Annotated in this window: 20 protein-coding genes, 1 tRNA gene and 1 pseudogene; 13 read left to right on the top strand and 9 right to left on the bottom strand. The window is 37.0% G+C overall.

Annotated elements, in window-relative coordinates; genetic code table 11:
- Nucleotides 1–23 precede the first annotated feature (23 nt).
- Nucleotides 24–1067, bottom strand: a complete 1044-nt coding sequence (locus BMF77_RS06285; RefSeq protein WP_148761496.1) for a 3-deoxy-7-phosphoheptulonate synthase — start codon at nt 1065–1067, stop codon at nt 24–26.
- 312 nt (nt 1068–1379) lie between these two features.
- A complete protein-coding gene (locus BMF77_RS06280) occupies nt 1380–1757 on the bottom strand; it encodes a DUF1823 family protein (RefSeq protein WP_015078332.1) in 378 nt (125 codons plus the stop codon).
- A 689-nt stretch (nt 1758–2446) separates the two neighbouring features.
- On the opposite strand from BMF77_RS06280, the gene BMF77_RS06275 reads away from it, so the two are divergent.
- Nucleotides 2447–4552 carry a M3 family metallopeptidase gene (locus tag BMF77_RS06275; protein WP_148761494.1) on the top strand — a complete coding sequence of 702 codons (2106 nt, stop codon included), beginning with the start codon at nt 2447–2449 and terminating at the stop codon, nt 4550–4552.
- A gap of 64 nt (nt 4553–4616) precedes the next feature.
- Here BMF77_RS06275 and BMF77_RS06270 read toward each other — a convergent pair whose 3' ends face one another.
- A complete protein-coding gene (locus BMF77_RS06270) occupies nt 4617–4874 on the bottom strand; it encodes a hypothetical protein (RefSeq protein WP_148761492.1) in 258 nt (85 codons plus the stop codon).
- A 278-nt stretch (nt 4875–5152) separates the two neighbouring features.
- On the opposite strand from BMF77_RS06270, the gene BMF77_RS06265 reads away from it, so the two are divergent.
- The 4 genes from BMF77_RS06265 (at nt 5153) to BMF77_RS06245 (ending at nt 9695) form a co-directional block, all read left to right on the top strand.
- The gene (locus tag BMF77_RS06265; RefSeq protein WP_148761490.1) at nt 5153–6136 is read left to right on the top strand and encodes a cyanophycin synthetase; all 984 of its coding nucleotides are present in this window, start codon (nt 5153–5155) and stop codon (nt 6134–6136) included.
- Between the two features lie 692 nt (nt 6137–6828).
- The gene (locus BMF77_RS27205; protein ID WP_210422306.1) at nt 6829–6996 is read left to right on the top strand and encodes a hypothetical protein; all 168 of its coding nucleotides are present in this window, start codon (nt 6829–6831) and stop codon (nt 6994–6996) included.
- A 431-nt stretch (nt 6997–7427) separates the two neighbouring features.
- Entirely contained in the window at nt 7428–8579 is a 1152-nt protein-coding gene (locus tag BMF77_RS06250) for an aminoglycoside phosphotransferase family protein (RefSeq protein WP_148761488.1), read from the top strand.
- Nucleotides 8580–8603: 24 nt separating this feature from the next.
- Nucleotides 8604–9695, top strand: a complete 1092-nt coding sequence (locus tag BMF77_RS06245) for a T3SS effector HopA1 family protein (protein ID WP_148761486.1) — start codon at nt 8604–8606, stop codon at nt 9693–9695.
- A 135-nt stretch (nt 9696–9830) separates the two neighbouring features.
- Here the strand turns inward: BMF77_RS06245 and BMF77_RS06240 are convergent, their stop codons facing one another.
- From BMF77_RS06240 to BMF77_RS06225, 4 genes are all read right to left on the bottom strand, one after another.
- Nucleotides 9831–10568 (bottom strand): peptidylprolyl isomerase, encoded by a 738-nt coding sequence (locus BMF77_RS06240; protein WP_148761485.1) that lies wholly within the window; start codon nt 10566–10568, stop codon nt 9831–9833.
- A gap of 287 nt (nt 10569–10855) precedes the next feature.
- Complete coding sequence (locus BMF77_RS06235; RefSeq protein ID WP_148761483.1) at nt 10856–12358, bottom strand: HlyD family efflux transporter periplasmic adaptor subunit; 1503 nt, start codon at nt 12356–12358, stop codon at nt 10856–10858.
- Between the two features lie 268 nt (nt 12359–12626).
- Nucleotides 12627–15281 carry a peptidase domain-containing ABC transporter gene (locus BMF77_RS06230; RefSeq protein ID WP_148761481.1) on the bottom strand — a complete coding sequence of 885 codons (2655 nt, stop codon included), beginning with the start codon at nt 15279–15281 and terminating at the stop codon, nt 12627–12629.
- Nucleotides 15214–15987, bottom strand: coding sequence for a transposase (locus BMF77_RS06225; RefSeq protein ID WP_371735380.1), 774 nt, complete (start codon nt 15985–15987; stop codon nt 15214–15216). Before BMF77_RS06225 ends, BMF77_RS06230 begins: the two co-directional genes overlap by 68 nt.
- Nucleotides 15988–16392: 405 nt before the next feature.
- On the opposite strand from BMF77_RS06225, the gene BMF77_RS06220 reads away from it, so the two are divergent.
- The 4 genes from BMF77_RS06220 to recN all read left to right on the top strand — a co-directional run bounded on the left by BMF77_RS06220 (nt 16393) and on the right by recN (nt 21614).
- Nucleotides 16393–17847 carry a hypothetical protein gene (locus BMF77_RS06220; RefSeq protein WP_246863076.1) on the top strand — a complete coding sequence of 485 codons (1455 nt, stop codon included), beginning with the start codon at nt 16393–16395 and terminating at the stop codon, nt 17845–17847.
- Between the two features lie 55 nt (nt 17848–17902).
- A protein-coding gene (locus tag BMF77_RS06215) for an ISKra4 family transposase (protein WP_148761479.1) occupies nt 17903–18960 on the top strand; the annotation gives its coding sequence in 2 pieces (ribosomal slippage) (nt 17903–18056 and nt 18056–18960; 1059 coding nt in all).
- 26 nt (nt 18961–18986) lie between these two features.
- Nucleotides 18987–19691 carry a WD40 repeat domain-containing protein gene (locus tag BMF77_RS06210; RefSeq protein WP_246863075.1) on the top strand — a complete coding sequence of 235 codons (705 nt, stop codon included), beginning with the start codon at nt 18987–18989 and terminating at the stop codon, nt 19689–19691.
- A gap of 192 nt (nt 19692–19883) precedes the next feature.
- Nucleotides 19884–21614, top strand: a complete 1731-nt coding sequence (gene recN, locus BMF77_RS06205) for a DNA repair protein RecN (protein WP_148761477.1) — start codon at nt 19884–19886, stop codon at nt 21612–21614.
- 426 nt (nt 21615–22040) lie between these two features.
- On the opposite strand, the gene murA is transcribed toward recN, so the two are convergent.
- Nucleotides 22041–23420, bottom strand: a complete 1380-nt coding sequence (murA, locus tag BMF77_RS06195) for a UDP-N-acetylglucosamine 1-carboxyvinyltransferase (protein WP_148761475.1) — start codon at nt 23418–23420, stop codon at nt 22041–22043.
- A gap of 255 nt (nt 23421–23675) precedes the next feature.
- On the opposite strand from murA, the gene BMF77_RS06190 reads away from it, so the two are divergent.
- The 4 genes from BMF77_RS06190 (at nt 23676) to BMF77_RS06175 (ending at nt 26473) form a co-directional block, all read left to right on the top strand.
- Nucleotides 23676–23759, top strand: a tRNA-Leu gene (locus BMF77_RS06190).
- A 55-nt stretch (nt 23760–23814) separates the two neighbouring features.
- Nucleotides 23815–24597, top strand: a complete 783-nt coding sequence (locus BMF77_RS06185) for an RNA methyltransferase (protein WP_148761473.1) — start codon at nt 23815–23817, stop codon at nt 24595–24597.
- Between the two features lie 317 nt (nt 24598–24914).
- Nucleotides 24915–25856 (top strand): LysR family transcriptional regulator, encoded by a 942-nt coding sequence (locus BMF77_RS06180; protein ID WP_148761471.1) that lies wholly within the window; start codon nt 24915–24917, stop codon nt 25854–25856.
- Nucleotides 25857–26041: 185 nt separating this feature from the next.
- Complete coding sequence (locus tag BMF77_RS06175) at nt 26042–26473, top strand: hypothetical protein (protein ID WP_148761469.1); 432 nt, start codon at nt 26042–26044, stop codon at nt 26471–26473.
- Between the two features lie 82 nt (nt 26474–26555).
- On the opposite strand, the pseudogene BMF77_RS28895 reads toward BMF77_RS06175, so the two are convergent.
- Nucleotides 26556–26684: pseudogene (locus tag BMF77_RS28895) on the bottom strand (Uma2 family endonuclease); the annotation flags it as partial.
- Between the last annotated feature and the right edge of the window lie 158 nt (nt 26685–26842).

The following is a 26842-nucleotide window of genomic DNA, read 5'->3' as shown; positions in this document are numbered from 1 at the left end:
AATACATGAAAAATGCTGTCGGTTTACGCCAATTTAGCATGAGCAGCTAAAATGATTCTTTCTGTTTCTTGCCAATTGATACATTTATCTGTTACGGAAACACCATATTGCAAGTCTTCTCGTTTTCCGGTTATCGGTTGGCTACCTTCGTACAAGTTCGATTCTAGCATCATGCCGACGATGGAATTATTGCCATCTATTATTTGCTGAATAATATTTTCAAAGACTATGGATTGTAATCTATAATCTTTGTTGGTATTACCATGACTACAATCAACAACTATTCTTGGTGATAACTTGGCTGCTTTTAATTGTTCTTCTACTAGTTTAATGTTCTCTGCATCAAAATTGGGCTGAGTTCCACCCCGCAAGATTACATGGCCATGAGCATTTCCTTTAGTTTGAAATACACTCACTTGTCCTTTTTGATTGATACCCAGGAAATGATGGGGTGTGTTCGCTGATTTAAGCGCATTTACGGCAACTTGAATATTCCCGTCTGTACCATTTTTAAATCCCACCGGCATAGATAAACCACTGGCCATTTCTCGGTGTGTTTGCGATTCGGTGGTTCTTGCGCCAATTGCTGACCAAGATACCAATTCACTGATATATTGAGGGATGATGGGATCAAGTGCTTCTGTGGCAGTTGGTAATCCTAACTCTGTCAACTTTAATAGTAAGTTCCTGGCAATTGAAATTCCTTCTTCTACATGAAAAGAATCATCCATTTTTGGATCATTGATTAATCCTTTCCAGCCTACTGTAGTTCGGGGTTTTTCAAAATAAACCCGCATAATTAGCAGCAGTTTATCCTGAACTTTTTCGGCTAAACCTAGCAAGTTTTCTCCATATTCTATGGCTGCTTTTGGATCATGAATTGAACAAGGACCGACGACAATGAATTTACGTCGGTCTTGAAAATCTAGAATATGTTCTATTTCTTGTCTGAATTTTAAAATTGTATTTTCAGCAGTTTTCGTTAAAGGTAATTTTGCCTTCACTTCATTAGGAGTTGGTAAAACATGAGAACTCTTAATGTTAGTGTTAATTAATTTGTGGATCATAGCAGAAATCTCTGGATTTGTGTTATACGGTAGTAATTCTCAAATATCTGTGAAAACGTTTCTTGTTCTCTTTAAGCCTAAAGTAGTTTGTTAAAAAAACAAGTTGCACAAATTTAGATCAGATTACTCTATGCAAGGGTTGAATATATTAATATACACAGTTTTTCAGAAAAATACAAGATAAGTCCGTGTTATTTCCATAACATTTGGACATAAAACAATAATTTAATCCAGAAATTTAGATAAAAAGCTCCTATCCCCAACCTTAGAGAAGCAGGGGATATTTTTGGAAAATTACTAAATATAGTAACTTTACTCAATTTTACCAGTGGTTATTAACATATAACTTAATAACCAATTTGCTGATGTGGCTCTGCGAGTTTGTCGCGGACCAAATTCACCAATTTTGTAACCTTTAAAACCGAGTTTTTCTTTGAGAGCCTGTTTATTTTCTGGAGGAATAGAACGAGTCAACTTCATAATTGCTGGACGAGAATCAATAAAATCCGGTGGTTGTGGATATTCATCTCTCCAGGTTGGTGCTACTTCACTATTAGTCCATGTGTCTGTAATGGGATTATAGCGATAACCCAGGTGATACCATAATAATTTTTTCACAGTATCATCATCAATTTTATCATTAATGATTGCCCAAATTGTTTCTGTATTTAGTGGGGGAAGATGAGACATAATTTTGAGAAAACAGGGAACAGGTAACAGGTAACAGATGATAATTTTACCAATTACCAGCCCTTACAGATATAATCAGTGTTCAAACCCACAAAATATTACTTAGCAAAGGTACGCTTAACTTCAATAGCATCATTATAAGCAAGACATCCTTCTAATACTGTACTTCCTTGCTTGTACTCAATTGTTTTAGTTTTAAGTTCTGCTCATGTATTAGCACAACTTAACAACACTAGCGCAGTGTCAGCAAAACAGAAAGTCAAAATTTCATAACTTTATTAAGTATTCAAAATTGATTATGGTGAATTATCACCACAAAACTCGACAAAATAAAAGTCATTATTTTGAAAATAATTGCTACAATTCTGCTTTTAGCTTCTGGATGATGTATCTTCAGTTATCAAAAAGGAATTCAGTAGTTAAAAGTTGCAGGAGGATGGTTTACGCCACACTACGCTACGCTATCAAAATGAACTTTTTTGTATAACTGGCATAAGAATTGAGGTAGATTCAATTATTTATTGTATAAAACTGTACTTAATTGCTCATAATCTCCTAACTTCTGTATTCTGTTTAGTAAGATTGCCATTCTAGCAATGCGAAATTTTGTCGTAACGCTAAATTATTAGTTATATAAAGAAAAATCAATCGTTGTTCCCAATTAATTCATCGGCTATTAACTCATTACCATGCGTGCAACTGCTACTATTTATCAGAATCCCCTACTTCAAAGCTGTGGTTTACCCGCATTTGCGGCTATTAAATCGGAGCAAGTCGAACCAGCTTTTAGTTATCTGTTAGGAGAACTTGAAAAGCAATTAACTGACTTAGAGGCAAATATAGAGCCTACTTGGAGCGGCTTAGTAGAACCTCTAGAAAAATTGACAGAACGGCTAAATTGGAGTTGGGGAATCCTAAATCATTTAATGGGTGTAAAAAATAGTCCAGAACTACGTATTGCCTATGAAAAGGTACAGCCGCAAGTAGTTCAGTTTATGAATATCCTGGGACAAAGCAAACCTATTTATAATGCTTTTAAAGCAATTCGCCATAGTCCTACCTGGGAAACTTTAAATTCAGCCCAACAGAGAATTATCAAAGCGGCAATTCGAGATGCAGAATTGTCTGGTGTTGGTTTAGAAGGAAAAGACAGAGAACGGTTTAATAATATCCAAATGGAATTAGCAGAACTAGCGACTAGATTTGCTAATCACGTTCTAGATGCCACTAAAGGCTTTATTTTAATTCTCACCACCCACCATGACATTGATGGCTTACCAAGTAGTTTGTTGAGTCTTGCAGCCCAAGCTGCGCGGGCGGCTGGAGAGGAAAATGCTACACCAGAACATGGACCGTGGCATATTACTTTAGATTTTCCTAGCTATTTCCCGTTCATGCAGCACAGTACCCGGCGGGATTTACGGGAAAAAATCTATAAGGCTTATATTACCAGGGCATCTTCTGGGGAATTAGATAATAATCCTTTGATTATCCGTATTTTAGAGTTAAGAAAAGAACTAGCTCAATTAATTGGCTTTGAGACTTTTGCTGAACTGAGTTTGGCTAGTAAGATGGCCAAAGATATTGCCTCTGTCGAAAAACTTTTAGAAGAACTCCGTCAAGCTAGTTATCATGCTGCTGTCAAAGATTTAGAAAAACTCAAAGCCTTTGCTAAAGCCAAGGGAGCAGCAGAAGCTGAAAATTTACAACATTGGGATATTAGCTTTTGGGCTGAACGGCAACGGGAAGAAAAATTTGCTTTTACTGCGGAAGAATTACTGCCCTATTTTCCCCTCCCTCAAGTCCTAGATGGGCTATTTGGGCTAGTAAAAAGGCTTTTTGGGGTGACGGTGACACCCGCTGATGGCCAAGCCCCAATATGGCATGAGGATGTGCGTTATTTCCAAATTGCTGATAAATATGGTGAACCTATTGCTTATTTTTACTTAGATGCTTACAGCCGTCCCGCAGAAAAGCGTGGTGGGGCTTGGATGGATGCTTGCATTCACCGGAGGAAAGTTACAGAAAATGATTTGACTACTATCCGTCTCCCTGTAGCTTATTTGATTTGTAACCAAACTCCCCCTGTGGATGGGAATCCGAGTTTGATGGCTTTTGATGAGGTGGAGACATTGTTCCATGAATTTGGCCATGGCTTACATCATATGCTGACTAAGGTGGATTATCTGGGAGCAGCAGGTATTAATAATGTTGAGTGGGATGCTGTGGAATTACCGAGCCAATTTATGGAAAACTGGTGCTATGACCGCCAAACCTTGTTTGGTATGGCTAAACATTATCAAACAGGGGAATCATTACCAGAGCATTATTACCAAAAATTGTTGGCAGCACGTAATTACATGAGCGGTTCAAATATGTTGCGGCAACTAGATTTTAGTAGTGTTGATTTGGAATTACACTACCGCTATTCTCCCAATAGTCAGGAAACCGTGACAGATCTGCGACACCGCATTGCTAAGTTAACAACTGTATTACCACCATTGCCGGAGGATGCGTTTCTATGTGCTTTCGGTCATATTTTTGAAGGGGGTTATGCAGCCGGATACTATAGTTATAAGTGGGCTGAGGTTCTCAGTGCTGATGTTTTTGCTGCTTTTGAAGAAGCGGGCTTAGAAGATGAAGCCGCAATCCACGCCATTGGCAGACGTTACCGAGATACGGTTTTAGCACTAGGTGGCAGTCAGCATCCCATGGATGTCTTTAAAACCTTCCGGGGACGAGAACCCAGTACCAAGGCTTTACTTAAGCACAATGGACTGCTGACTACTGTGTAAGTTAGCAATTACAGGGTTGAGGAAATGAGGAGAATATTTATATTGTCTCTTGTCTCTTGTAGATTTAAATGACAATTTCTTCCCGTTGGCAATCAAAGAAAAGTTCAAAAACAGTATCAGGAATCATCTGACGGATGTGTTGAATATAGCCTTCGGCATCAGAACGACTGCGAAACCGGGAAACAATAACTTTTTCCCGTTCGCTAACGATACGGGCTACAGCCCAACCATTCAGCCTTTTTTTGTAGGCGTTATCTTCTCTTGCCGCAGGAATTGTGAGATCTTCTGAAGTGCTATTTTTGTAATCCGTATTTTGTGGCATGATTATTTTATGCATAAGAACTTGAGTGAAGGGCGTTAGTATGTCTCTTAACCAAAGATTTACTAGCGTCTTTTATTGATGATGCCACCTTGTTATTACATATTTTAAAAATTGTCAATACTTGGTGCAACAACTTATTTTCTGACAATCTTTGCTTTTATTTAATTCGGACTAATATATACTGTATTAGTTCAGTATTTAAACTTAAATAGAAACAAGAAATATTGGTATAAACCATACCAAGCTTCAATCATTTGAGATCATCTTGCAAAATAAAAATGTCAATCACATCAATCATCCAAAAAGTAGCATTACAAATAGGGGCTGTAGTTTTACTTGAACCAGAATATAAATTAGTTGGGCATATTACTTTTAAAAACGGGAAAAGATCAGTTTTTAGTTATGCCAAATTGAATATTAACGGTCTTGCTTCAGCCGAGTTGGTCAAAGATAAAGCCTATAGTAATTTTTTCCTCAAGCAGCTTGGATATCGAGTAACGGAGGGTAAGACATTTTTTACTGATCAGTTATGTGCGAAAATAGCTCATCCTAGAAATATTGATGATGGATTTAATTATGCACAATCAATCGGATTTCCAGTAATTGTTAAACCTTTGAATCTTAGTCAAGGCATTTTGGTGACTAAGGTATATAATCAGGCAGAATATTATGATGTAGCTCATAAAATCTTTGAAATTAAATCAGGATTGATTGTAGAAAAGTTTTATAGTGGTAATGACTATAGAATTGTTGTTTTGGATGATGAGGTGATTACCGCTTATCAAAGAATTCCCTTATTTGTTGTTGGTGATGGTATATCTAATGTTTTAGAGTTACTTCAACAAAAACAGGCAAAATTTTTGACCATGGGGAGAAAAAATGTGATTAAATTTGATGATTTTCGCATTTCCCAAAAATTAAAAACGCAAAATCTTGATTGGAATAGTGTGATTCCTAATAATAATATTATCTATCTTTTGGATAGTGCTAATTTATCCAGTGGAGGTGAAGCGGTAGATTTTTCTGAAAGGATTCATCCTGATTTTCAAAAATTAGCAATTAACATTACTAAAGATATGGGATTAAGATTAACAGGGGTGGATATACTCACCCATGATATAACTATGCCGATGGTAGATTATACGCTCATTGAAGTCAATGGTTCTCCTGGTCTAAATCACTATGCTGCTAGTGGTGAAGTAGCAGCAAAAAGGGTGGAAGAGTTTTATCTGAAAATTCTCCAAGTCTTAGAGGGTGTTTGAAAAGTTTTGAATGTATAGACTGACCCCTCTCCAAACCTCTCCCCTGCAAGGGGAGAGGCTTTAAAACCCCCATTCCCTTGCAGGGAAGGGGGGTAGGGGGGTTAGGTTTTTAGAGATTACTGGTTTGATATAATACTTTTCAAACAACCTCTTAGAGAATGATAGTTAAGTATAGGTAGTTATGTAAAATAAATTAGACATCTGGTGAAAATTAAATATGCGTGACTTACAACCCTTGTAGAGACGTTACATGGGTAGGGATTCTCGGCTCTACATTCTTTTCTGGAGATGTCTATTGTATATCTCATATAATTTATGCTTATAAGAGCTAATATATAGCTCTAATTTATTTAATAATTTAGGGATCTATTTATATTTAAGTTAATAGGCAAAAGTGACATAATTGCTGCAATTATGTCACTTTTTTTAGCTATTTTTAGTCCGTAATTATCTGTTTTTTAGTAATGGTTTTAACATAAAATAGCAAAATCACGGATATTTGTGCGGAAAATGCTGTTATCATCAAGCTATTAAAGGTGACAAAACTGAAACAATTATGTCACTTTTATTTTGTCTAAATCTCTAGACAGATGTTTTTATTTTTAATAGGATGTAGTCGGGAAATGAAAAAGTACAACGTTTCCGATTTTTTCTAGATTTTTTGACTTTTTAAAACCAAGGAGAATACGAAGATGGCTAATATTGTAATATCTGAACTACGTCCTGCTGGTTCTGATTTGTTTATGGATTCTGAAAGCTATCTCACTGATTTGACTGATAATGAGCTTCATATGACACAAGGGGGTTCAAGTCCACTTTGTATAGGAATCATTATTAGTCTGTTAATAACAAGGAAGTAATTTGTAGGGTGCGTTAGGACAAGTCCGTAACGCACCAGGAGCATCAAACCAATACTATTAAATGGTGGGTTAGCGAAAGCGTAACCCACCCTACATTTTTTTGTGATTAAATCACTCCCAATTAACATTAATTCCTATTTGATTAACTTGTTTTTTGATCCAACTTAATAGTAAATCGCTAACAATTTGCTGTCGTAATTTATCATCCAATTCCGATTGAATAATCTCCTCAACAAAAATTAAATACTCCTAAATATCATCTTTTAGGACGTAATTCTACATTGTTATATTTTTATTGATCTAAATACGAATACACAGTACCGCAGAAAAAGAGAAAAATACTAAAAATTTGATAGTAGTTGCTTTAGTAACTAAAATATGTAAAGATATACTTGAGTTTCAAATACAATGTATTAATACAGCTAAAGCCTATGACATTTATCCTAAATTCCCAAAATGTTTTTGATTATTTAGTTGAAAAAGGGTTATTCACTCATTCCGAACAACCTCCCAGCAAAATAGAACCATTGATAGCTAAGAATTTTAACTTATTACTAACATTTGCAAATCAAAGCAAGCTACTTGTTAAACAAGAACGATTGAATCAGGAAGGAAAAGCAGCGGGTGAGTTTGTAATTGAGTGGAAAATTCAAGAGTTTTTACAACAATTTCCGAGCTTTAATAACTACCACCAATTTCTACCAGAAGTGCTGAATTTTGATGTAGAAAATTCCATTATTATCTTCAAATATTTAGATGATTATCGAGATTTAATGGATTTCTATACCAAAGAAAAGGGCTTTCCGCCAGAAATTACTCAAGAAATTGGCACTATTTTAGGAACTATCCATCGTGATACTTTTCAACATCAAGAATATCAGAATTTTTTTACTCAAAACTCTGCAAATTTCAACCAAATATCACACCTAATTAAAGGCTTGGAACGGGTTGAACCAGAAATTTTTGGTTTAGTTCCCGATGATGGATTAAAGTTTTTTGCTCTTTATCAACGTTATGATAGCTTAGGACAAGCTATAGCTGAATTGGGTAATGCTGTAATTCCCTCCTGTCTGACTCATAATGATTTGAAACTGAATAATATTCTCCTGCAAAAAGACTGGCAAAATGCTAGTAATATGATCCGGTTAATTGATTGGGAACGCTCTGGTTGGGGAGATCCAACTTTTGATTTGGGAACAATTATTGGTAGTTATATCCAAATCTGGTTGAGTAGTTTAGTTATTAGTAATTCCTTGAATATTGAAGAATCTCTCGGGTTAGCAATGACACCTTTAGAACTCCTTCAGCCTTCAATTGGATCATTAATTTTAGCTTATTTAAACACTTTTCCCGCAATTGTAGAACACCGTCCTGATTTTTTGCAGCGAGTGGTACAGTTTACAGGATTTACTTTAATTCAACAGATTCAAGCCATGATTCAATATCAAAAATCTTTTAGTAATATGGGAATTGCCATGCTTCAAGTTGCTAAAACTTTATTAAATCGTCCTGTACAATCAATACCAACTATTTTTGGGGCTGCTGCTGTTGAATTAAATCGTTTTCATAGTTCCGCTGTTTAAGTCGTTCTGTTCCTCATAAACATCATGCAATTACTAGAAAATACCACCATTGGACAATTATTAGAAGTCCTCGAAGATATTGTTGAGAAAGTTGAAATTAAATCAGATTTTTCCATCTGTCATCCCGATTATAAACCCTTGGAATTACCAAGTGAAGTAATTGAACGTTTCCAAAAAATGCCCACGCAAATGCAGCAGAAATATGTGAGTTTACAACTGCGAAGTTTTCTTTATGGCATTTATTATAACGGTTCGATGCAAACTGCATTAGCATTAGATGGAGAAGAAAATAACTTACCTCTAGACTTAGAAAATAATACTGTTTTAGGGGTAGATTTGGGATTTTATGAACAATTGCACAAAAGTAACTGTGGAGAAGGGTATTTTGATTCTGGTTGGGCTGTAATTAAAGAAGAAATTGATGGTAGTCTAGCAGTAACCAAGGGCGGTTTAAGGTTACATATTCAGCGAGATAAACATCTACAAAATTTTGAAAAAGAGACTGTAGCAGGTGATTTTGTCGCCATTCTTTTACCTAAAAATCGAGTCCAAAATGGTTTTTACATGGCTGTTGCTAATCAGGGATTTGGTCGTATTGATGATAGTGAATCTCAACCCATAACTGTACGAATTTATTTTAATTTAACTCCTGAAGGTGCGGTAGCAGTGATGGGAAATTTAACACAGGAATTGAATAATTTAGCAGTTCCTTTTAGTTTCAAAGTTTTGTATAATCCTCAAGATTATGGACGACATGATTCAGGAGTTTTGTATTTTGATAAAAGGGATTATCAAGCAGTTAGGCAAGTTTTGCAGGTTGTTTATCAAGAAAATAAAGTACATTTTCAATCAGAAATTCCTCTATTTACAATGCAGCTTGCACCAGGGTTAGGGTTAGCTGAAGAACCAGATCAAAAGTTTGCTGAAAAAGAAAGTTTTGGTATGAATCGTTGTCAAATTGTGGCCAATGGTTTATTAAAAGCTTGGTATCAAGGAGATAATTCAATTCAGGGAAGAATGCAAGCTATTTGTGAGCAATTTTCTACTTTGGGAATTGATTTACAACGAGTTTATTTGAATGCTGATTCTGATGATATTTATAACGTTTTGGATTAACTTCTTCGTTCCCAGTCTCCGACTGGGAATGCTACCTAGAGGCTCTGCCTCCGTGACTTAGTATCAATGAAGGCAGAGCCTTCTGTAATTCATTCCCATACAGAGTATGGGAACGAGAACATTTTTGTGATTAAATCACTCGAAATTCACATTAATCTCTGTTTGATTAACCTGTTTTTTGATCCAACTTAATAGTAAATCGCTAACAATTTGCTGACGCAATTTATCATTCAATTCCGGTTGAATAATCTCCTCAACAAAAATTAAATGTACCCCTTTAGAAGTAATTATCGGTTTAATTACCTGTGGAGGTTTCGCACCAAAGACAGCAGCAGATATTTCTGGCTTTAAATCCTGACGATTTAATACTCCTAAATATCCCCCCTGACGACGTAATTCTACATCTTGAATATATTGGTGAGCCACATCATAAAAACTCATTTCTCCTTCTTTGACTGCATAAAAAAGTTCTATTGCTAGATCTTCATCATTAAATACAACTTCATACATGACCACACCAGCATAATTTAGCTGATTTTCAAAAAAGAAAGGTTCGATTTGATCAGAAAATAAATGTTTGCTTAACTTACCAGTAACCACACCAGTATAGACTATATCTTCAAAATCATCTATAGATAAACTATGTTTTTCTAACCATTTCCAAGTGTCATTAGCACTGGTCATATCATTAGTTAATCGCAGAAAATCCGCTGCTTTTTGTAGTTCTTCAACTTCTACTTTTATCCCTGCTTCTTCCGCAGCAGTTATAATCACTTTTCGGTTGACAATTTGCTCAACTAACTCAGGTATTTTACAGGATAATTTAATTTGTTGTAAAATATCTGATTGGGTAATGGTGATGCTTTCTGACATAATTTGCTCCCTAAATACATAAATTATACCCCACCCTAACCCTCCCCTTGCTAAGGGGAGGGGACAATTCGATGAATTTTTTCTCGTTCCCAGTCTCCGACGGGGAATGCTACCTAGAGGCTCTGCCTCCATGACTTAGTATTAATGAAGGCAGAGCCTTCCGTAATTCATTCCCATACAGAGTATGGGAACGAGGGAAACGAGGGAAAAGACTAAAGGGAGGGAACTGAATTAATTGTTTCCCCTCTTAACAAGGGGGGACTAAGGGGGGTAATTCGATAAATTTTCTACAATTTTACTCCTCCTTGTTGCAATTTTTTAAAGGGGTCAAGTAGAAAATCAATAATTCGTCGCTGACGGACAATTACCTCAGCGGTTGCTGTATCCCCTGGACGCAAAGGAATACATTTATTAGCAGAGGGAATACAACTTTTTTTGAGAGAAATTTCTAAGTTATAAGCGGCTACTTTGCCATTGGCTGTATCTATCTCTATCGTATTAGGAGAAATTTTAATTAACTCTCCTGAGATAATACCATAATCCTGAAACGGATAAGCATCAAATTTTAGCTTTACTGGTAATCCTAACCGCAAAAAACCACTATCTGTAGTTGCCATTTGCGCTCGAATTATTAAGGGTGAATTATCTTGAGCAATTTCGGCAACCATTGTCCCTACCTGCACAACTGAACCGGGTTTTTGAATTGGTAATTGAAATAATATACCATTCACAGAAGCTTTAATTTCTCGCTGTCCTAACTGAAATTTTAAGGCATCAATTTGGCGTTTAGTTTGAGAAATATCTGATTTGAGAGAACTAATATCTGTATCTAAACTTTTCTGTTGTTCGGCGATTTTTAACACCGCTGACTGACCAGAAAGGGTTAAAGTTTGATAGCTTCTTTGCTGTTCTCCCAGTCGCAATTTAGCCTGTTCAATATCGGCATGAGCTTGGCGCAAATTTCGCTCATAACTACTTTGTTGTTCTGCTAAACGTAACTTAGCTTGTTGAACATCTGATTGGGTTTGTGCATACAATTTTTGCTTTTCCTTAGCGATATCTTGCTTGTCTACTAAATTAATTTCTGGAATTACTCCCTGTTGTCTGAGTTGACTATAGCGTTTTACTTCTCGCTGACTACTTAATAAACTACTCTCTGCTAATTGATTAGTAGTTTGACTATTAATTAGGGTTTGTCGCGCTTGATTAAGTTGAGATAATCTTTCTTCTTTCTGAAATTGATAGGCATTTTTTAGGGTATTAATATTCTGTTGCGCTTGATCAATTTGTGCTTGTTTCTCTAATTGTTGAGATTGATTTTGTTGTTGTTGGGTTGCTAAGGAGACAATTAACTGATTTTTAGAGGATTTTAACTGAGAAAGTCGGTTTAATTGTCCTTCCAATTTATCTTGAACTTGACGTAATTCTGATTTGACTAATTCTGATTCTAATAATAATAGAGTTTGTCCGGCTTTGACTGTTTCACCTTCTTTAACTTGAATTTCCGCAACTGTTCCCCCTACAGCCGCATCTAATTTCACGGTTTTATCTTTAGGTTCAATACGTCCTCTTCCTGTACCAGTTTCATCTACTTTAGATAGTAAAGACCAAGGTAAAACTATGGAGACAATGAAGACTAAAAGATATAATAGTCCCCGAGTCCAAACCTGTGGTAAACTATCAAGTGATTCTTTGGTAATTTCCGACCAATCTTCATTGGTAATTTCTGGTAATTCTGGTGATAATATCTCATCAGATTTTGTGATATTCCCATTTAATGTACTTGTCATAATGCACCTTTTTCTTAGTATGAATTTATGGTAGGTTGGGTTGAGGAACGAAACCCAACTATAATCATTATTAAATCATTTTTGGGTTTCGCTATGGCTCAACCCAACCTACGTTAGTGTTTGTAATTGCTGTTGATTTAGATTCTCATGAATTTGTCATAATGCACCTTTTTCTTAGTATGAATTTATGGTAGGTTGGGTTGAGGAACGAAACCCAACTATAATCATTATTAAATCATTGTTGGGTTTCGCTATGGCTCAACCCAACCTACGTTAATGTTTGTAATTGCTGTTGATTTAGATAGAAATAATGTCCTTTTTTAGCCATTAATTCCTCATGACTGCCACTTTCAATTAACACACCTCTATCTAGTACCAAAATTAAATCAGCATTTCGCACAGTGGAAAGACGATGAGCAATTACTAAGGTAGTTTTTCCTTTGAGAATTGTGTTAAAATTCTGTTGAATTATCCTTTCTGATTCGGTATCTAGGTGAGAAGTTGCCTCATCTAAAACCAATAATTTGGGATTACCTAATAATGCTCTAGCAATGGCTATTCTCTGTCTTTGTCCACCAGATAATAAACCTCCACCTTCACCAATTTGGCTTTCATAACCCATTGGTAATTTTTTGATAAATTCATCAGCACCAGCCATTTCTGCTGCTGCAATTACTTCTGATAAAGGTATTCCTGGATGTCCTAAACTGATATTTTCTCGAATTGTTCCACCAAATAAAAATGTGTCTTGGTCAACTACACCAATTTGTTGTCGAAAAGAACGCAAGGAAAGACTAGTAATATCTTGTCCATCAATTAAAACTTTACCATCTGTGGGGGGATATAAGCCGACAACTAATTTAGAAATGGTGGTTTTTCCTGAGCCACTGCGTCCCACTAAAGCTACCATTTGTCCGGGTTTGATTTCAAAACTGAGGTTTTCTAATATATTAATATCGCTTTCTGGATGATAGCGAAATGTCACGTTTTCAAAGCGAATATGTCCCTGAATTGCTGGTAAATTCTGCCGTGATTGATTTTGTAAGTCTTCTTCTGGTTCTGTGTCTAAAACATCGTTAATTCTTTCGACTGCAATCACAACTTCCTGCAATTCATTCCATAAGACAATTAACCGTTGGAAGGGGCGAATAATATTACCCAGCAGCATATTAAATGCTACTAGTTGTCCCACAGTTAACTGATTATGAATTACCAAATATGCCCCAAACCATAATAAAGCTGTGGTAGCTACTGCTTCAATTGTGTTACTGAAAATTTGTAAATTATTGCCGATAACTTGCCCGGAAAAGTTGGTTTTTATCTCTTTATTTAATAACTCTTCCCAATGCCATCTTACTGTTTGTTCTACTGCTGTAGCTTTGACAGTTCTCACACCAGTTAAAGCTTCTATTAAATAACTACTTTCCTTGGCAACTGCATTGAATATTTCTCTGGAAATCCTTTGTAAAAAGGGTGTGGCAATTAAGGCTAATAAGGCAAAGGGTGGGACAATTATTAAAGCTAATAATGCCATTTTCCAACTGTACCAAAACATCAAGCCTAGATAGATAAAGACAGTGAATAAATCTAGGAGAATTGATAATGCTTCACCCGATAAAAAGCGTTGAATTTTGCGGTTTTCCTGCACGCGAGAAATAATATCCCCCACATAACGAGTCTCGAAAAAACTCAGGGGTAAACGCAATGTATGACGAATAAAACCGACAATTAATGCTAAGTCTATCCGATTAGCTATATGATCTAAAAGATATTGCCTTAAACCAGTCATAGCCACCCGAAAAAGGCTAAAAATCAACAATCCTATTCCTACTGCTGTCAGGGTCAGTTCTGACCGTTGTACCACTACCCGATCTAAAATTAATTGGGTAAATAAGGGGGTAATTAAGCCAAATATCTGGATGAATATGGAAGCGATAAATACTTCCAACATGACTACAGAATGGGGTTTTATTAACTCAAAAAATTGCCAAAAAGGTGTAGATGTCTCTTTCGTTTCTTTGAGCATTGCTGTCGGTTGTAACAACAATGTATAACCAGTCCAGTCGTTGTTAAATTCCTCATGAGTGAGGGTGCGTTGACCAATAGCAGGGTCCGCCACAATTACATATTTAGGGGTAATTTCGTAGACCACTATGTAATGTTTGCCTTCCCAGTGAACAATAGCAGGTAATTTTTGCTTTCCTAACTGCTTTAAACTAGCTTTGACAGGTCTAGTGGCAAAACCTAGACTTTCTGCTGCTGTTAATAACCCTCGCAAGGATGCACCATTGCGGTCTACATTGGCAATATCACGCAAGCGATTTACACTAAAACGTTTCCCCCAATACCTGGACACCATGACTAAACAAGCTGCTCCGCAGTCAGAACCACTCTGTTGGGCAAAGAATGGATAGCGCCCCATTACCTTTTGCCATAAATGCCCCACCCGTTCTCTGGGACTGGGAAAATAGGCTTTACTAATTTTTGATTCTGAGGTCAAATAGGGGGTTGAATCTGAATTGTCGTTCTCTGGAGAGCTTGGTTTTATGGGTGTATAATCTGTGTTTCTCAGGAGTGAGTATGCTTTCTCCCATAAATGTTCTCGAATTTGGGGATACTTGGCTATTAATGGCAATAGTAACTTTTCTGGCAAGAAGCATAACTGTAAATTTGCTGAAGCTCTGGCTGCATAAGGCTCAAATTTAGATTGGGGAAACAAGGTAAATTCACCGAAAGATGCCCCAGGTTCTAGGGTAGTAATTAATTCGTCTTTATCATCTAATAGTCTGACTTTGCCCGTAATGATAATGTAAATGCCCGGTTCAACATTCTTTCCTGTCCAGAATTTGCCGACTTTAGGGTTGATAGATTGAAGTTCGGGAAGATAGTGATAAAATTCTTCTGCGGTTAGTGAATACCCCAATGTATTGTTGATTTGTTGCAGAGATACTAATTGAGCGGATATATTGTGCGCCATAAATGTCTGAATCTTTTACTGCTTTGTGAAAATTAATAGGTATAATTTCTGAGGAATCGGTGGTATTTGCTTTTTTGAGGTCAGCAATTGATATTTTGGGTTCTGTAGCTGATTTTGGGCTATTTTGTCCATCATGACTGGGTTTCGGTCGAGTGGATAAGCCCATTTGTTTGAGAAGTCGCTTAAAGTGGCGATCGCTCACTTCAAAGCCAAATTCTTCGCATAGATGTTTCTGTAACCAATTCAATGTCCAGTGTTGATAAACATGACCATAATCACGAGGATTACTGTAAAATAATTCTTTTAATCGTTGTAAGTATTCATTACTAACTAATTTAGGGCGACCAATCGGACAATCTTGCCATTGATGCGCCATTCCCTGACGAGCTATGTGTATCCAATGTCTAGCGGTTGCGGGACAACACCCCAAAATTTCACAAATTTCTGCTTGAGTTATCCCTTGGTCCGCTAACAACATAATTTGAATCCGTTGCCGCTGGCATTCAGAGCAATTCTCTTGTAATGATTTTAACAGCATTTGTCGCTGAAAATCTGTTAACAAGTTACTTGAAGAATTGCTCCCCGCTCTATTTGTCCATTGATATGTATACATAAATGGTTCAATATCGTAAAAATCAAACTCCGCAAGCATCCTAGTTCCCTCTTAATGAGAACTTTGTCTTATGTCTTGGTGTAACTGATACATTATAATACTAATGCTATCTTAATAGAACCCATCTTCCGCTTGTTCCTGACAATGGATTTTAATACCATTTTTGGTAATTCATAGCGGCTCTTGTGTCTTTTTTCTACTGATAATCTCATGTAATCAATAAGCCAAGGATTTTACTAGGGTATTGACATCCGGAAATTTTATGCTATTGTCAAGATATACAATCTGAAAGTTTTCATATCTAAAAATTAGCGTTGCGGAAGGAAAGAATTTTTTGCACGCAGAGACGCAGAGGCGCAAAGAGTATAAAGTTTTATTTGCTGAATTTTATTGACTATGTTTTGTGATATAGTAATCACGACTTGACAAGTAATACCAGTTAACATGAATAATCGTCAGTTGCTAGAAGTTAGCGAGTATGTATGTTTGGGGTTATCAGTATTGGGAACAATAGTAGCTACAGTGACGCAACAGGTAGTTTATGCAGTTATTCCCCTGAGTTTAAGTGTAGCTTTAAATTTAGTTAATCGTCCTAAGTTTAATTATTCCCAATCACAAATTGAGCAATTACAAACAAGTTTGCAAAATATCACTGAAGAATTTCACCAAGTAGAAAAAACCATGAATACCTCTAATCAACGTTTGGAACAAATCGAAGCTTGGAGACAACAACTCAGCCAAATTATTGACCAAACTATTGAAAGTGCTATTAATGAACGTTTGGGAAAACTTGAAGTTTACAAACAGGAAATTAGTCAAATTGTTGACCAGAAAATTCAAATATCAATGCAAAAATTAAGTACAGAATTTAATGCAGTTCATCAACAAATGCAAGTTATCAATAATCGGGTACAGCAATTAGATATTTCTTTAGAAAGTTTAGGTTCTACTGTTGATAAAGATGAATATTTGAGAAATATTGCAGAATTGCAAACTGAATTATCACAAATTAATCAACAGCTACAAGTCTTTAGTTCTCGATTTGCAGAAATTGAAACTTCTATCAGAAATGGCAATGAAAGCAGTCAACAGCAATTAGCAGAATTACGGGATAATCAAGAAAATCAAAGTCAGGAATTTACTCAGATTCATCAACAAATCGAAGTTGTTAATTCTCGATTTGCAGAAATTGATAATTCAACACAAAAATTACATCAGACAATTTTAGAACAAAACCAATCAATAGGTGAAATTAAAGAAAAGCAAGAAAGTGAAAGTTGTAAAAATAATGATATCCTTGATTCTATTAACCAACGGTTGACAGATGGATTAACAGAATTAGATAGTTTATTCACAGCTTTGGTACAACCGTTACAGGTTGAAAATAAATCAAATTCGCAAACAAATCCAATGCCAGAAACAGCAAGTCAAGAAAGAGAAGAAATTAACAGAATTAATAACTTAGATTCTATTGGAAATTCTATTAACGAATCGTTGAAAACATTGGATGTATTGACGGAATTAAATACTTGGTTTAACCCGTTACACGCAGCAAATAAATCAAATATAAAAGAACCAGATAATTATCAAGAAACATTAGAAGTAATTCCTACCACATTTTCATCAAATGACAACACCGAAAAATTAGTATTTGTTGGTACTCTCAAAGGACATGAAAATAAAGTTCTTTCTGTAGCTTTTAGTCCAGATGGTAGATTTTTAGCAAGTGGTAGTGATGATAAAATCATTAAATTGTGGGATTTAGCAACTCAGCAACATCGCACCTTTAAAGGACATGGAGAATCTTCTTGGTCTAGAGGGATTAATTCCGTAGGTTTTAGTCCAGATGGTAAATTCTTAGGGGAGCATCCCAATTATGCAGTAAGTATAAATGCTTAGAGACTTCAGAAAGAATAAAAGGCAAAATAGCCAAAAAGTGATGAAGAGAAAAAAAATGACCCCTGAAGAAACGCAGAAACTGAATGAACATATCAAAGGCATTTCAGAAATTCTCATCAATAATACAGCTATTGAAAATCTAAAAGACTTTGAAAGCATAGAATTGATTGTGCGAGAGCATATGCTAAACAACGTCAGTCCAGTGGTAGCCAGTTTTTTTTTGAAACAGCAACGGGAACAACTGTGGGAAGAACCAGGGTTGTAAATAGTATTATCGGAAAGGTAAAAATCACCTCTAAACAAGCCGGAGAACTGGGATTAGAGAAAAATAATCGGTTAAGTCCATATCTGGAGAAGTGCTGTTTAAGATTAGTAGCTAATGAATCTTTTGAACACGCTGAAGAAGATATAAAGATGACCACAGGGATGGAAGTCTCAGGGAGTAGTCAACATAGGTTGGTACAAAGATATGAATTTTCTGCTCCACAAGGAAAAGGAATCATAGAGGCATTGAGTGTAGACGGAGGAAATGTCAGGTTGAGAACACCGTTAGGGCAAGAAAGTATCTGGCAAAATTACAAAGCAGTCAGCTTGCATGGACAGATATGTGCTGCATTTTTTCGAGAAAATGACCAGTTATTATCTTGGACAAATTCCCAACCGTTAGGCAAGGTCATTACCTGCGTAGGGGATGGTCATGATGGGATCTGGAATTTGATAACGCAGATAGGGGATAGTTTTCAGCGAAGAGAAGTCCTTGATTGGTATCATTTGGTCGAAAATTTAAATAAAGTCGGGGGGTCAAACAAGCGCATCAGAAGAGTCGAAAGTTATTTATGGGATGGGGACATAGAAATGGCCTTAGCGGAGTTTAAAGGGTCTCAAAACAAGGCCGTGGTGAATTTCCAGAATTATGTCCAAAAGCATCGCCAGAGAATACCAGACTACGGTTTGTATCAAGATTTAGGAATTTGCATTGGTTCAGGGAGTGTGGAGTCGAAGATTAAGCAGATTGGAGCCAGGATAAAAATAACAGGAGCGCAATGGAAGGCAGAAAATGTTTCCCAGATTTTGAACTTGCGTTGTGCTTATCTCAATCAGGCTATTGCTTGAGTATTTATACTTATTACATTATTGGGATGCTCCCATTCTTAGTCAGTGGAAGTGATGACAAAACTATTAAATTGTGGGATGTAAATTTAGGAATAGAAATTTTCACTTTTACAGGACATCAAGAAAGAGTTAATGCTGTCGCATTTAGTCCCTTGGGAAAAATTTTAGCCAGTGGAAGTAAAGACAAAACAGTTAAAATGTGGTCATTAGAAACAGGAAAAGAAGTTTACTCTTTCAAAAGTCATACCGATGATGTTTTATCTGTAACTTTTAGTCCCGACGGTAAACTATTAGCTAGTAGTGCAGGTGGTAATGATAAAACTATCAAGATTTTACAATTAGCTGAAAATAAAGTGAAAACATTAACAGGACATTCTGATTGGTTTGGAGGGATTACTTCTCTAGCATTTAGTCCCGACGGAAAAACTTTAATTAGTGGTAGTCAAGACAAAACTATTAAACTTTGGAATCTAGAAACTAGTCAAGAAATTAAAACCTTATCAGGACATTCTGATCATATTTGTTCCGTTGCATATAGTCCCAATGGACAAATTTTAGCGAGCGCTAGTAAAGATAAAACAGTGAAATTATGGTCAGTCGCTAGTGGAGAAGAAATTTCCAGCGTAAAATGTACCGATTCTGTAATTTACTCAATTGCTTTTAGTCCAGATGGTAAAATATTAGCGGCTGGGAGTGGAGATACAACCATTACTATGTTTCCCATAGCATAACTTTGATTCTACAGGTAGGGTAAAGCCTGAACTAAACCCTTACACCTCTAAGTTTTGAGCGTTGCTAATAGCCATATTGAAGTAGAAAAAAGGAAAATTAAAAATCTTCACCTTTGCGCCTTTGCTTCTTTGTGCCTTTGCGCGAAACATAATTTGAAACCGGGGAAATCTGCAATAGTAAGGATTATTTAAATGCTGCTATATTTAAGAATTGAAAATTTCGCCTTAATTGATCATTTGGAATTGGATTTTGGTGCGGGTTTGAATGTGTTGACGGGAGAAACCGGCGCAGGAAAATCAATTATATTAGATGCTATTGATGCGGTTTTAGGTGGTAAAGTCTCTAGTCGGGTGATTAGAACTGGCACAAATCGCGCTATAGTGGAGGCGACTTTTAGCGTTACTCCGCCCCTAGCAGCTTGGTTGAGTGAACAAGAAATTGATTTAACCGATGATCATGCTGTGATCATTAGTCGAGAAATTGCCACTACTACCAGTAATATCCGCAGTAGATCAAGAGTAAATGGAGTGCTGGTAAATCGCCCCTTAATGGCAGGATTACGGGATAACTTGGTAGAAATTACGGCACAAGGACAAACGGTACAAGTGGGACAATCTGCCCAAGTTCGAGATTGGTTAGATTTATATGGTGGTGATGCTTTGTTGCACAAACGCCAAAATGTCGCTGCTGCTTTCATTGTATATCAACAAGCCCGACAAGCGCTGGAAAAACGCCGGACATCGGAACGGGAACGACTGCAACAATTGGATTTATTAACATATCAAGTACAAGAATTGGGTGCTGCTAATCTTGATGATGCCCAGGAAATGGAACAATTAAATCAAGAACGGGAACGCCTGAATCATGTTGTGGATTTACAACAAATGAGTTACAAAGTTTATCAGGCTTTGTATCAAGATGATCAGGAAACTCGGACTGCTGCTGATTTATTAGCCGATGGAGAGATGACATTAACTCACATGGTGGAGTATGATTCTCAATTACAATCTTTGTTGGAATTGGTGCGAGATGCCGTTGCAGCGGTAATGGAAGTGGGGAGACAAATTAGTATTTATGGAGAAGGGTTAGAAGCAGATCCGCAACGGTTGGAAGAGGTGGATGAACGGATACGGGAATTAAAACAAATCTGTCGCAAATATGGACCGACTCTGACGGAAGCTATTTCTTATTATGAACGTATTCAAACTGAATTAGCTGAATTAAATAATAGTGAACAATCTATCGAAACTTTAGAACAACAAGAACAATTATCTTTACAAGAACTCCAACAAATTAGTCACCAATTAAGCCAATTACGGCGGCAAACTGCGGCTAATTTAGAATCTCGGTTATTAGCTGAACTCAAGCCGTTAGCGATGGATAAGGTGAAATTTCAAGTAGAAATTGTCCCCATTTCTCCCGCAGCTACAGGTGCAGATAAAATTACTTTTATGTTTAGTCCTAACCCCGGTGAACCTATTCAACCATTAACAGAAATTGCTTCTGGTGGAGAAATGAGCCGTTTTTTACTAGCTTTAAAAGCTTGTTTCCATCAAGGAAATGAAGTGGGAACAATGATATTTGATGAAATTGATGTGGGAGTTTCTGGTAGAGTTGCCCAAGCTATAGCGGAAAAATTGCACCAACTTAGTCAAGGACATCAAGTATTATGTGTAACTCATCAACCTCTAGTTGCCGCAATGGCAGATCGTCATTTTCGCGTTGATAAATTAGTTATTAATAAAGCCAGAAATAGTAATGATGAACAGCGGACTGTGGTGAGGGTGACAAGTTTGGATAATTTAACTACTCGTCGGGAAGAATTGGCTCAGTTAGCTGGTGGTAAATCGGCAAATGAGGCAATTTCTTTTGCTGAATCTTTATTATTACAAGCTGCTAATCATCGGGAAAGGGGAAAATAGATGGTGAAATTGTCTGAGAGGGTGTTTGAAAAGTTTTGAATGTATAGACTGACCCCTCTCCAAACCTCTCCCCTGCAAGGGGAGAGGTTTTAAAACCCCCATTCCCTTGCAGGGAAGGGGGGTAGGGGGGTTAGGTTTTTGGAGATTACTGGTTTGATATAATACTTTTCAAACAACCTCTGATAGCCTAGCACACTGCGGCGTAAATAAAGCAACCATATTCAATCGCCAAAAAGCCTACTGTATATTAGTTTTGACTTTTGACTTTTGACTTCCGCCCTGCGGTACTAGCGTGGTGCAAGCCGGATCAGGATGTCCAGGATTTTAGCAACTTTGTCAAATTTAATCAATAGCCAAAAGCGATCGCACTTCGCACAATACGGAGAGCGATCGCCATTAAGTTTACAACAACAAAATACTCAAACCTTAGATAGAAACTGAGGCTGGGGGATTAATGTTATTAACAAGTAAATCTGCATCTTTTGACGCTTCATTTACACGAATAATTTTTGCTCCTAATTGCTGCAACTTCAGATCCAGACGATCATAACCCCGATCTAAATGGTGTAATCCTTGCACTGTGGTTGTTCCAGATGCTGCTAATCCGGCGATAACTAAGGCTGCGGAAGCTCTTAAATCTGTACCTATAACTGGTGCGCCTGATAACATTGGTACTCCCCGCACAAAAGCAGTATTACCTTTAACACGGATATCTGCACCCAAACGATTCAATTCGGAAGCATGACGCAAGCGATTTTCAAAGACTGATTCATTAATGATACTGTCACCTTCTGCTACAGCTAGTAAAGCCATAAAAGGTGCTTGCATATCCGTGGGAAACCCAGGATGAGGCAAGGTATCAATATTTATAGCCTTGAGAGTTTTCGCTGGTAAAATCCGTAAGCAATCTTTTCCTTCCTCAATAATTGACACGCCAATCTCTTGCAATTTAGCAATAACTGGGATTAAATGATCCGGTACAATTGGGGATAGAAGTATTTCAGAGCGGGTAATTGCCCCAGCGATTAGCAAAGTCCCTGCTTCAATGCGATCAGGAATAATAGTATAGTCGGTTGAGTGTAATTTAGGTACGCCAACTATAGTAATTGTACTTGTTCCCGCACCTTGAATTTTTGCTCCCATTGAGTTGCAGAAGTTAGCTAAATCAACTACTTCTGGCTCTCTGGCAGCATTATCAAGGATGGTTTCTCCATCTGCTAAAGTAGCAGCCATCATCAAGGTTTCCGTCGCACCGACACTGGGAGTATCTAAGTAGATTTTCGCGCCTCTTAACCTACCATTATTTCCGGGAACATGAGCATTACAAATACCATGTTCAATTTGCACCTCTGCGCCCATTGCTTGCAGTCCTCTGACGTGCAAATCTACCGGTCTAGCCCCTATGGCACAACCACCCGGCAAGGGCATTTGTGCAACTCCTAGTCGGGCTAAAATTGGACCAATTGCAAAAAAACTGGCTCGCAGTTGGGTAACGAGTTCATAAGGGGCTTTAGATGTGGTAATTTCCCGCGCATCAACATCTAAAATGTCCCCTTCTCTCTTTAAACGTAATCCTAAAGCTGATAGAACTTGTCCCATTCGCGCTACATCCGCCAATAAAGGAACGTTGCGAATGCGACAATCGCCGGAACAGAGGAACGTTCCCGCCATGATTACCAGTGCGGAATTCTTAGCCCCGCTAATGTTTACATGACCGCCCAAAGAATGCCCTCCACTGATTTGCAAGACTGAGGAGTCTGCTTCTAGTGAAGATTTGGCATCTGGTAAGCTGCTAGAAGAATTAATAAGCCTACCTCCAAAAGTAAGTAATTATAAAGGTTTGATGTTGGTTTTGATTCTATGTCGACAATTATCTAGCTAAAAGCCGGAAGATTTTTCTTGAAGTTGTCAAATGCCATAAAGTCGTTAAATTCTATCATGCAGTATGTCAGCTTAATTGGAAAAATGGGGATTAGCTAGATGTCTATTCTGGCAAATTTTTTCTTGACAAATGAAAATGATTAGGACATAATGATAAATTGTAAATAAGATTCAATTCCAGCGGAACTGGCGGAATTGGCAGACGCGCTAGATTCAGGTTCTAGTGCCTTCACGGGCTTCCGGGTTCAAGTCCCGGGTTCCGCATATCAGTATATCAATTTTGGACTGATCTCAAATCCGAAATTTCAAATCTAAGATTGTGTTAACAAGTTTACAAAATTCCCTAGTTAAACAAATCCGCAAGTTGCATTCCACGAAGGAGAGAAATAAGCAACAGCTTTTTTTATTGGAAGGAACGCATTTATTAGAAGAAGCTTGTGCGGTTAGCTATCCTTTAGATGCGGTATGTTGCACTCCTCAATGGCAGGAAACACATCCCCAATTGTGGGAAATTATTTGTGGTCAATGTTATCGTGTTGAAATTGTTAGTCCAGAAGTTTTAGCAGCAATGGCAACAACTGTCAATCCTGATGGTATAGTGGCGATAGCTCAACGAGAAGCACAAGCAAGACAAATTCCGTTTACTGGTTTAGTTCTGGCTTTGGAAACTGTCCAAGATCCTGGTAATTTGGGAACGATGATTCGCACAGCCGCAGCGGCAAGTGCATCAGGTTTGTGGTTAAGTGAAGATAGTGTAGACTTAGATAATCCCAAGGTTTTACGCGCTTCTGCTGGGCAATGGTTTCGTTTGAATATGGCTGTAAGTGGAGATTTGAAAGCCACAGTTCAACAAAGTCAGCAAGCAGGAATGCAGGTAGTAGCTACCTTACCTAATGCCGATTTAACTTATTGGCAGGTAGATTGGTGTAAACCTAGTTTAATATTATTGGGTAACGAAGGGGCAGGATTATCAGCGGATTTAGCCGCGTTGGCAGATATTCAAGTAAAAATTCCTCTTAATCCTGGGGTGGAATCCTTGAATGTAGGAATCACTGCTGCTTTAATGTTATATGAAGCCCAAAGACAGAAAATTTCTGGATAATCTTCAGTTATAGATTTTGGTTCTACCGCTCCCCTTATGGAGAAGAATATTAATTTAATTTTTGTAGGTTGGGTAGAACGAAGACCAAACCCAACATTAGGGGTAGGATAGCAAGGGGTGTTGGGTTTCGTCCCTCAACCCAACCTACAATAAATATTATTTTACATAAATGGAACGGTAGAGCCTAGATTTTTGTTTTTATGTGAGAGATTTAAGATTGGACTTGAGAACTTTGTATAAATAACACTCAAAATTTTATTAGTGTTACAGAATACTATATTATTATATATAAAAATTGTTATCAGAGGAGAATCAGCTTGAACCAAGCGACATTGCACCAGTTGAAGGTGTTCGAGGCTGCTGCCCGGCATGGTAGTTTTACACGCGCTGCGGAAGAGTTGTTTTTGACTCAACCTACCATATCCATGCAAATTAAACAGTTGACGAAATCCGTAGGTTTGCCATTATTTGAACAGGTAGGAAAGCGTTTATATTTGACACAAGCAGGACGGGAATTATTTGCTACTTGTCGGCAAATTTTTGAGACTATGGACAAGTTTCAAATGACGATTGCAGATTTAAAAGGACTAAAGCAAGGACAATTAAGGCTGGCAGCAATTACCACAGCAAAGTATATTATTCCCAGATTGTTGGGGCCTTTTTGTCAGCTTTACCCTGGGATTGATATTTCTCTCCAAGTCACAAATCATGAACTGATTTTAGATCGGATGATGAGTAATTTAGATGACTTGTATATTATGAGTCAGATTCCCGATCATTTCGATGTCAGTTTTCAGCCATTTTTAGAAAATCCTTTAGTAGTTTTTGCACCAGCTAATCATCCCTTAGCGAAGGAAAAAAATATTCCTATTGAACGTTTAGGTGATGAACTGTTTATTATGCGTGAACCGGGTTCAGGAACTCGCAGCGCTGTCCAAAGTCTATTTGAGGAACATGGGGTAAAAGTGAAGGTGAAGTTGGAATTGGGGAGTAATGAAGCGATTAAGCAAGCGATCGCTGGTGGTCTAGGTATATCCGTATTATCTCGTCATACTTTACTCACGGATATTGCGGAATTTAGCATTTTAGATGTCCAGCACTTTCCCATTAAACGCACTTGGTATATGGTTTATCCTGCTGGTAAGCAATTATCCATTATTGCTCATACCTATTATGAGTATCTTTTAGATGCAGCGAAAAAAATTACAGAGCAAGGTGGTTTAATCTTAGATCATAATTTGGTGGAAACTAATCTTTAGATCAAGCTGCTGTAGATACATAAGGTTTTGATTATAATCCTTATACATTTTACTATCGTCTTGATAATGTAAGACTAGATTATCTTCAAAACGCTTTTGTTATTCATGATTGTCACTGTATTATTACATTTTCTTTAGATAATAGAGAACATACAATTTCTGCGGATATTAATGGTATACATATAGTGACAAAGACAGGTATTCCTGAAGATTTAACAATAAGAACAGGAAGAAAATATTCAGTTTATGATAATCACGAAAAATTAGAGGAATTTTCGGAATATATCGGAGAAAACATTGATTCGGTCAGATTATATTTAAATGGAAATTTTCTTATATCTAGCGATGCAATTCGTGACTATTCAAATTTAAACTTATATATTGAGAAAGCAAAATTAATTTGTATTGAAAGTCATTTAGAAACAAAAGATTATTTTGGAGATAGAGCATTTTTTTGTAAAAAGCTCATTTTCGAGAAACCAGATCCAGATTTATATGATGACAAAAAAGTAAAATTTGTGGCTACAGAAGTACACTCTGTTAAAATCCTTGAGAAACCTGAGAAATACCACAGTTTCTATAATCATAATAGTCCAATTGGCTGGGATAATTGTTAGAGGGAAAATGAGGAATAAAATTATGAACAAAACTAAAAAAGTTCCTGTGTCTATTAAAAGTCAGATTTTATTACAGCATAAACTACCAAATCATCCCCAAATTCAAAACAAAACCCTTTAAAACATCTTCCCCCGACACCGTAGCAGGAGAATTCAAAACCTCAACCTCTTTTCCTGGTCTATAAATTTCAACTTGACGAGATTTTCGATTTGGCATTTCTTTCAAATCTCAATTCGCGGTTATTTTGACATAGCTGAAAAAACTGCTCATCAGTCATTTCTATTAATGATTTCAAATTGACAGTTAAAGCATTCATGGTCATATCCTCATTGAATTTTAAACGAACTGACAAGTCAGCGCTTGCGCTA

The sequence above is a fragment of the Dolichospermum sp. UHCC 0315A genome (genome assembly GCF_008121535.1).
Taxonomy (GTDB): domain Bacteria; phylum Cyanobacteriota; class Cyanobacteriia; order Cyanobacteriales; family Nostocaceae; genus Dolichospermum; species Dolichospermum lemmermannii.
The sequence above is the reverse complement of the archived record's forward strand: the minus strand, read 5'-3'. Positions and strand labels throughout refer to the sequence as shown.

Bases quoted from the DNA above. Each gene is read 5' to 3' on its own strand.
- BMF77_RS06285 (WP_148761496.1), bottom strand. From the start codon at position 1,067: ATGATCCACAAATTAATTAACACTAACATTAAGAGTTCTCATGTTTTA.
- BMF77_RS06280 (WP_015078332.1), bottom strand. From the start codon at position 1,757: ATGTCTCATCTTCCCCCACTAAATACAGAAACAATTTGGGCAATCATT.
- BMF77_RS06275 (WP_148761494.1), top strand. From the start codon at position 2,447: ATGCGTGCAACTGCTACTATTTATCAGAATCCCCTACTTCAAAGCTGT.
- BMF77_RS06270 (WP_148761492.1), bottom strand. From the start codon at position 4,874: ATGCCACAAAATACGGATTACAAAAATAGCACTTCAGAAGATCTCACA.
- BMF77_RS06265 (WP_148761490.1), top strand. From the start codon at position 5,153: ATGTCAATCACATCAATCATCCAAAAAGTAGCATTACAAATAGGGGCT.
- BMF77_RS27205 (WP_210422306.1), top strand. From the start codon at position 6,829: ATGGCTAATATTGTAATATCTGAACTACGTCCTGCTGGTTCTGATTTG.
- BMF77_RS06250 (WP_148761488.1), top strand. From the start codon at position 7,428: ATGACATTTATCCTAAATTCCCAAAATGTTTTTGATTATTTAGTTGAA.
- BMF77_RS06245 (WP_148761486.1), top strand. From the start codon at position 8,604: ATGCAATTACTAGAAAATACCACCATTGGACAATTATTAGAAGTCCTC.
- BMF77_RS06240 (WP_148761485.1), bottom strand. From the start codon at position 10,568: ATGTCAGAAAGCATCACCATTACCCAATCAGATATTTTACAACAAATT.
- BMF77_RS06235 (WP_148761483.1), bottom strand. From the start codon at position 12,358: ATGACAAGTACATTAAATGGGAATATCACAAAATCTGATGAGATATTA.
- BMF77_RS06225 (WP_371735380.1), bottom strand. From the start codon at position 15,987: ATGCTTGCGGAGTTTGATTTTTACGATATTGAACCATTTATGTATACA.
- BMF77_RS06220 (WP_246863076.1), top strand. From the start codon at position 16,393: ATGAATAATCGTCAGTTGCTAGAAGTTAGCGAGTATGTATGTTTGGGG.
- BMF77_RS06210 (WP_246863075.1), top strand. From the start codon at position 18,987: ATGCTCCCATTCTTAGTCAGTGGAAGTGATGACAAAACTATTAAATTG.
- recN (WP_148761477.1), top strand. From the start codon at position 19,884: ATGCTGCTATATTTAAGAATTGAAAATTTCGCCTTAATTGATCATTTG.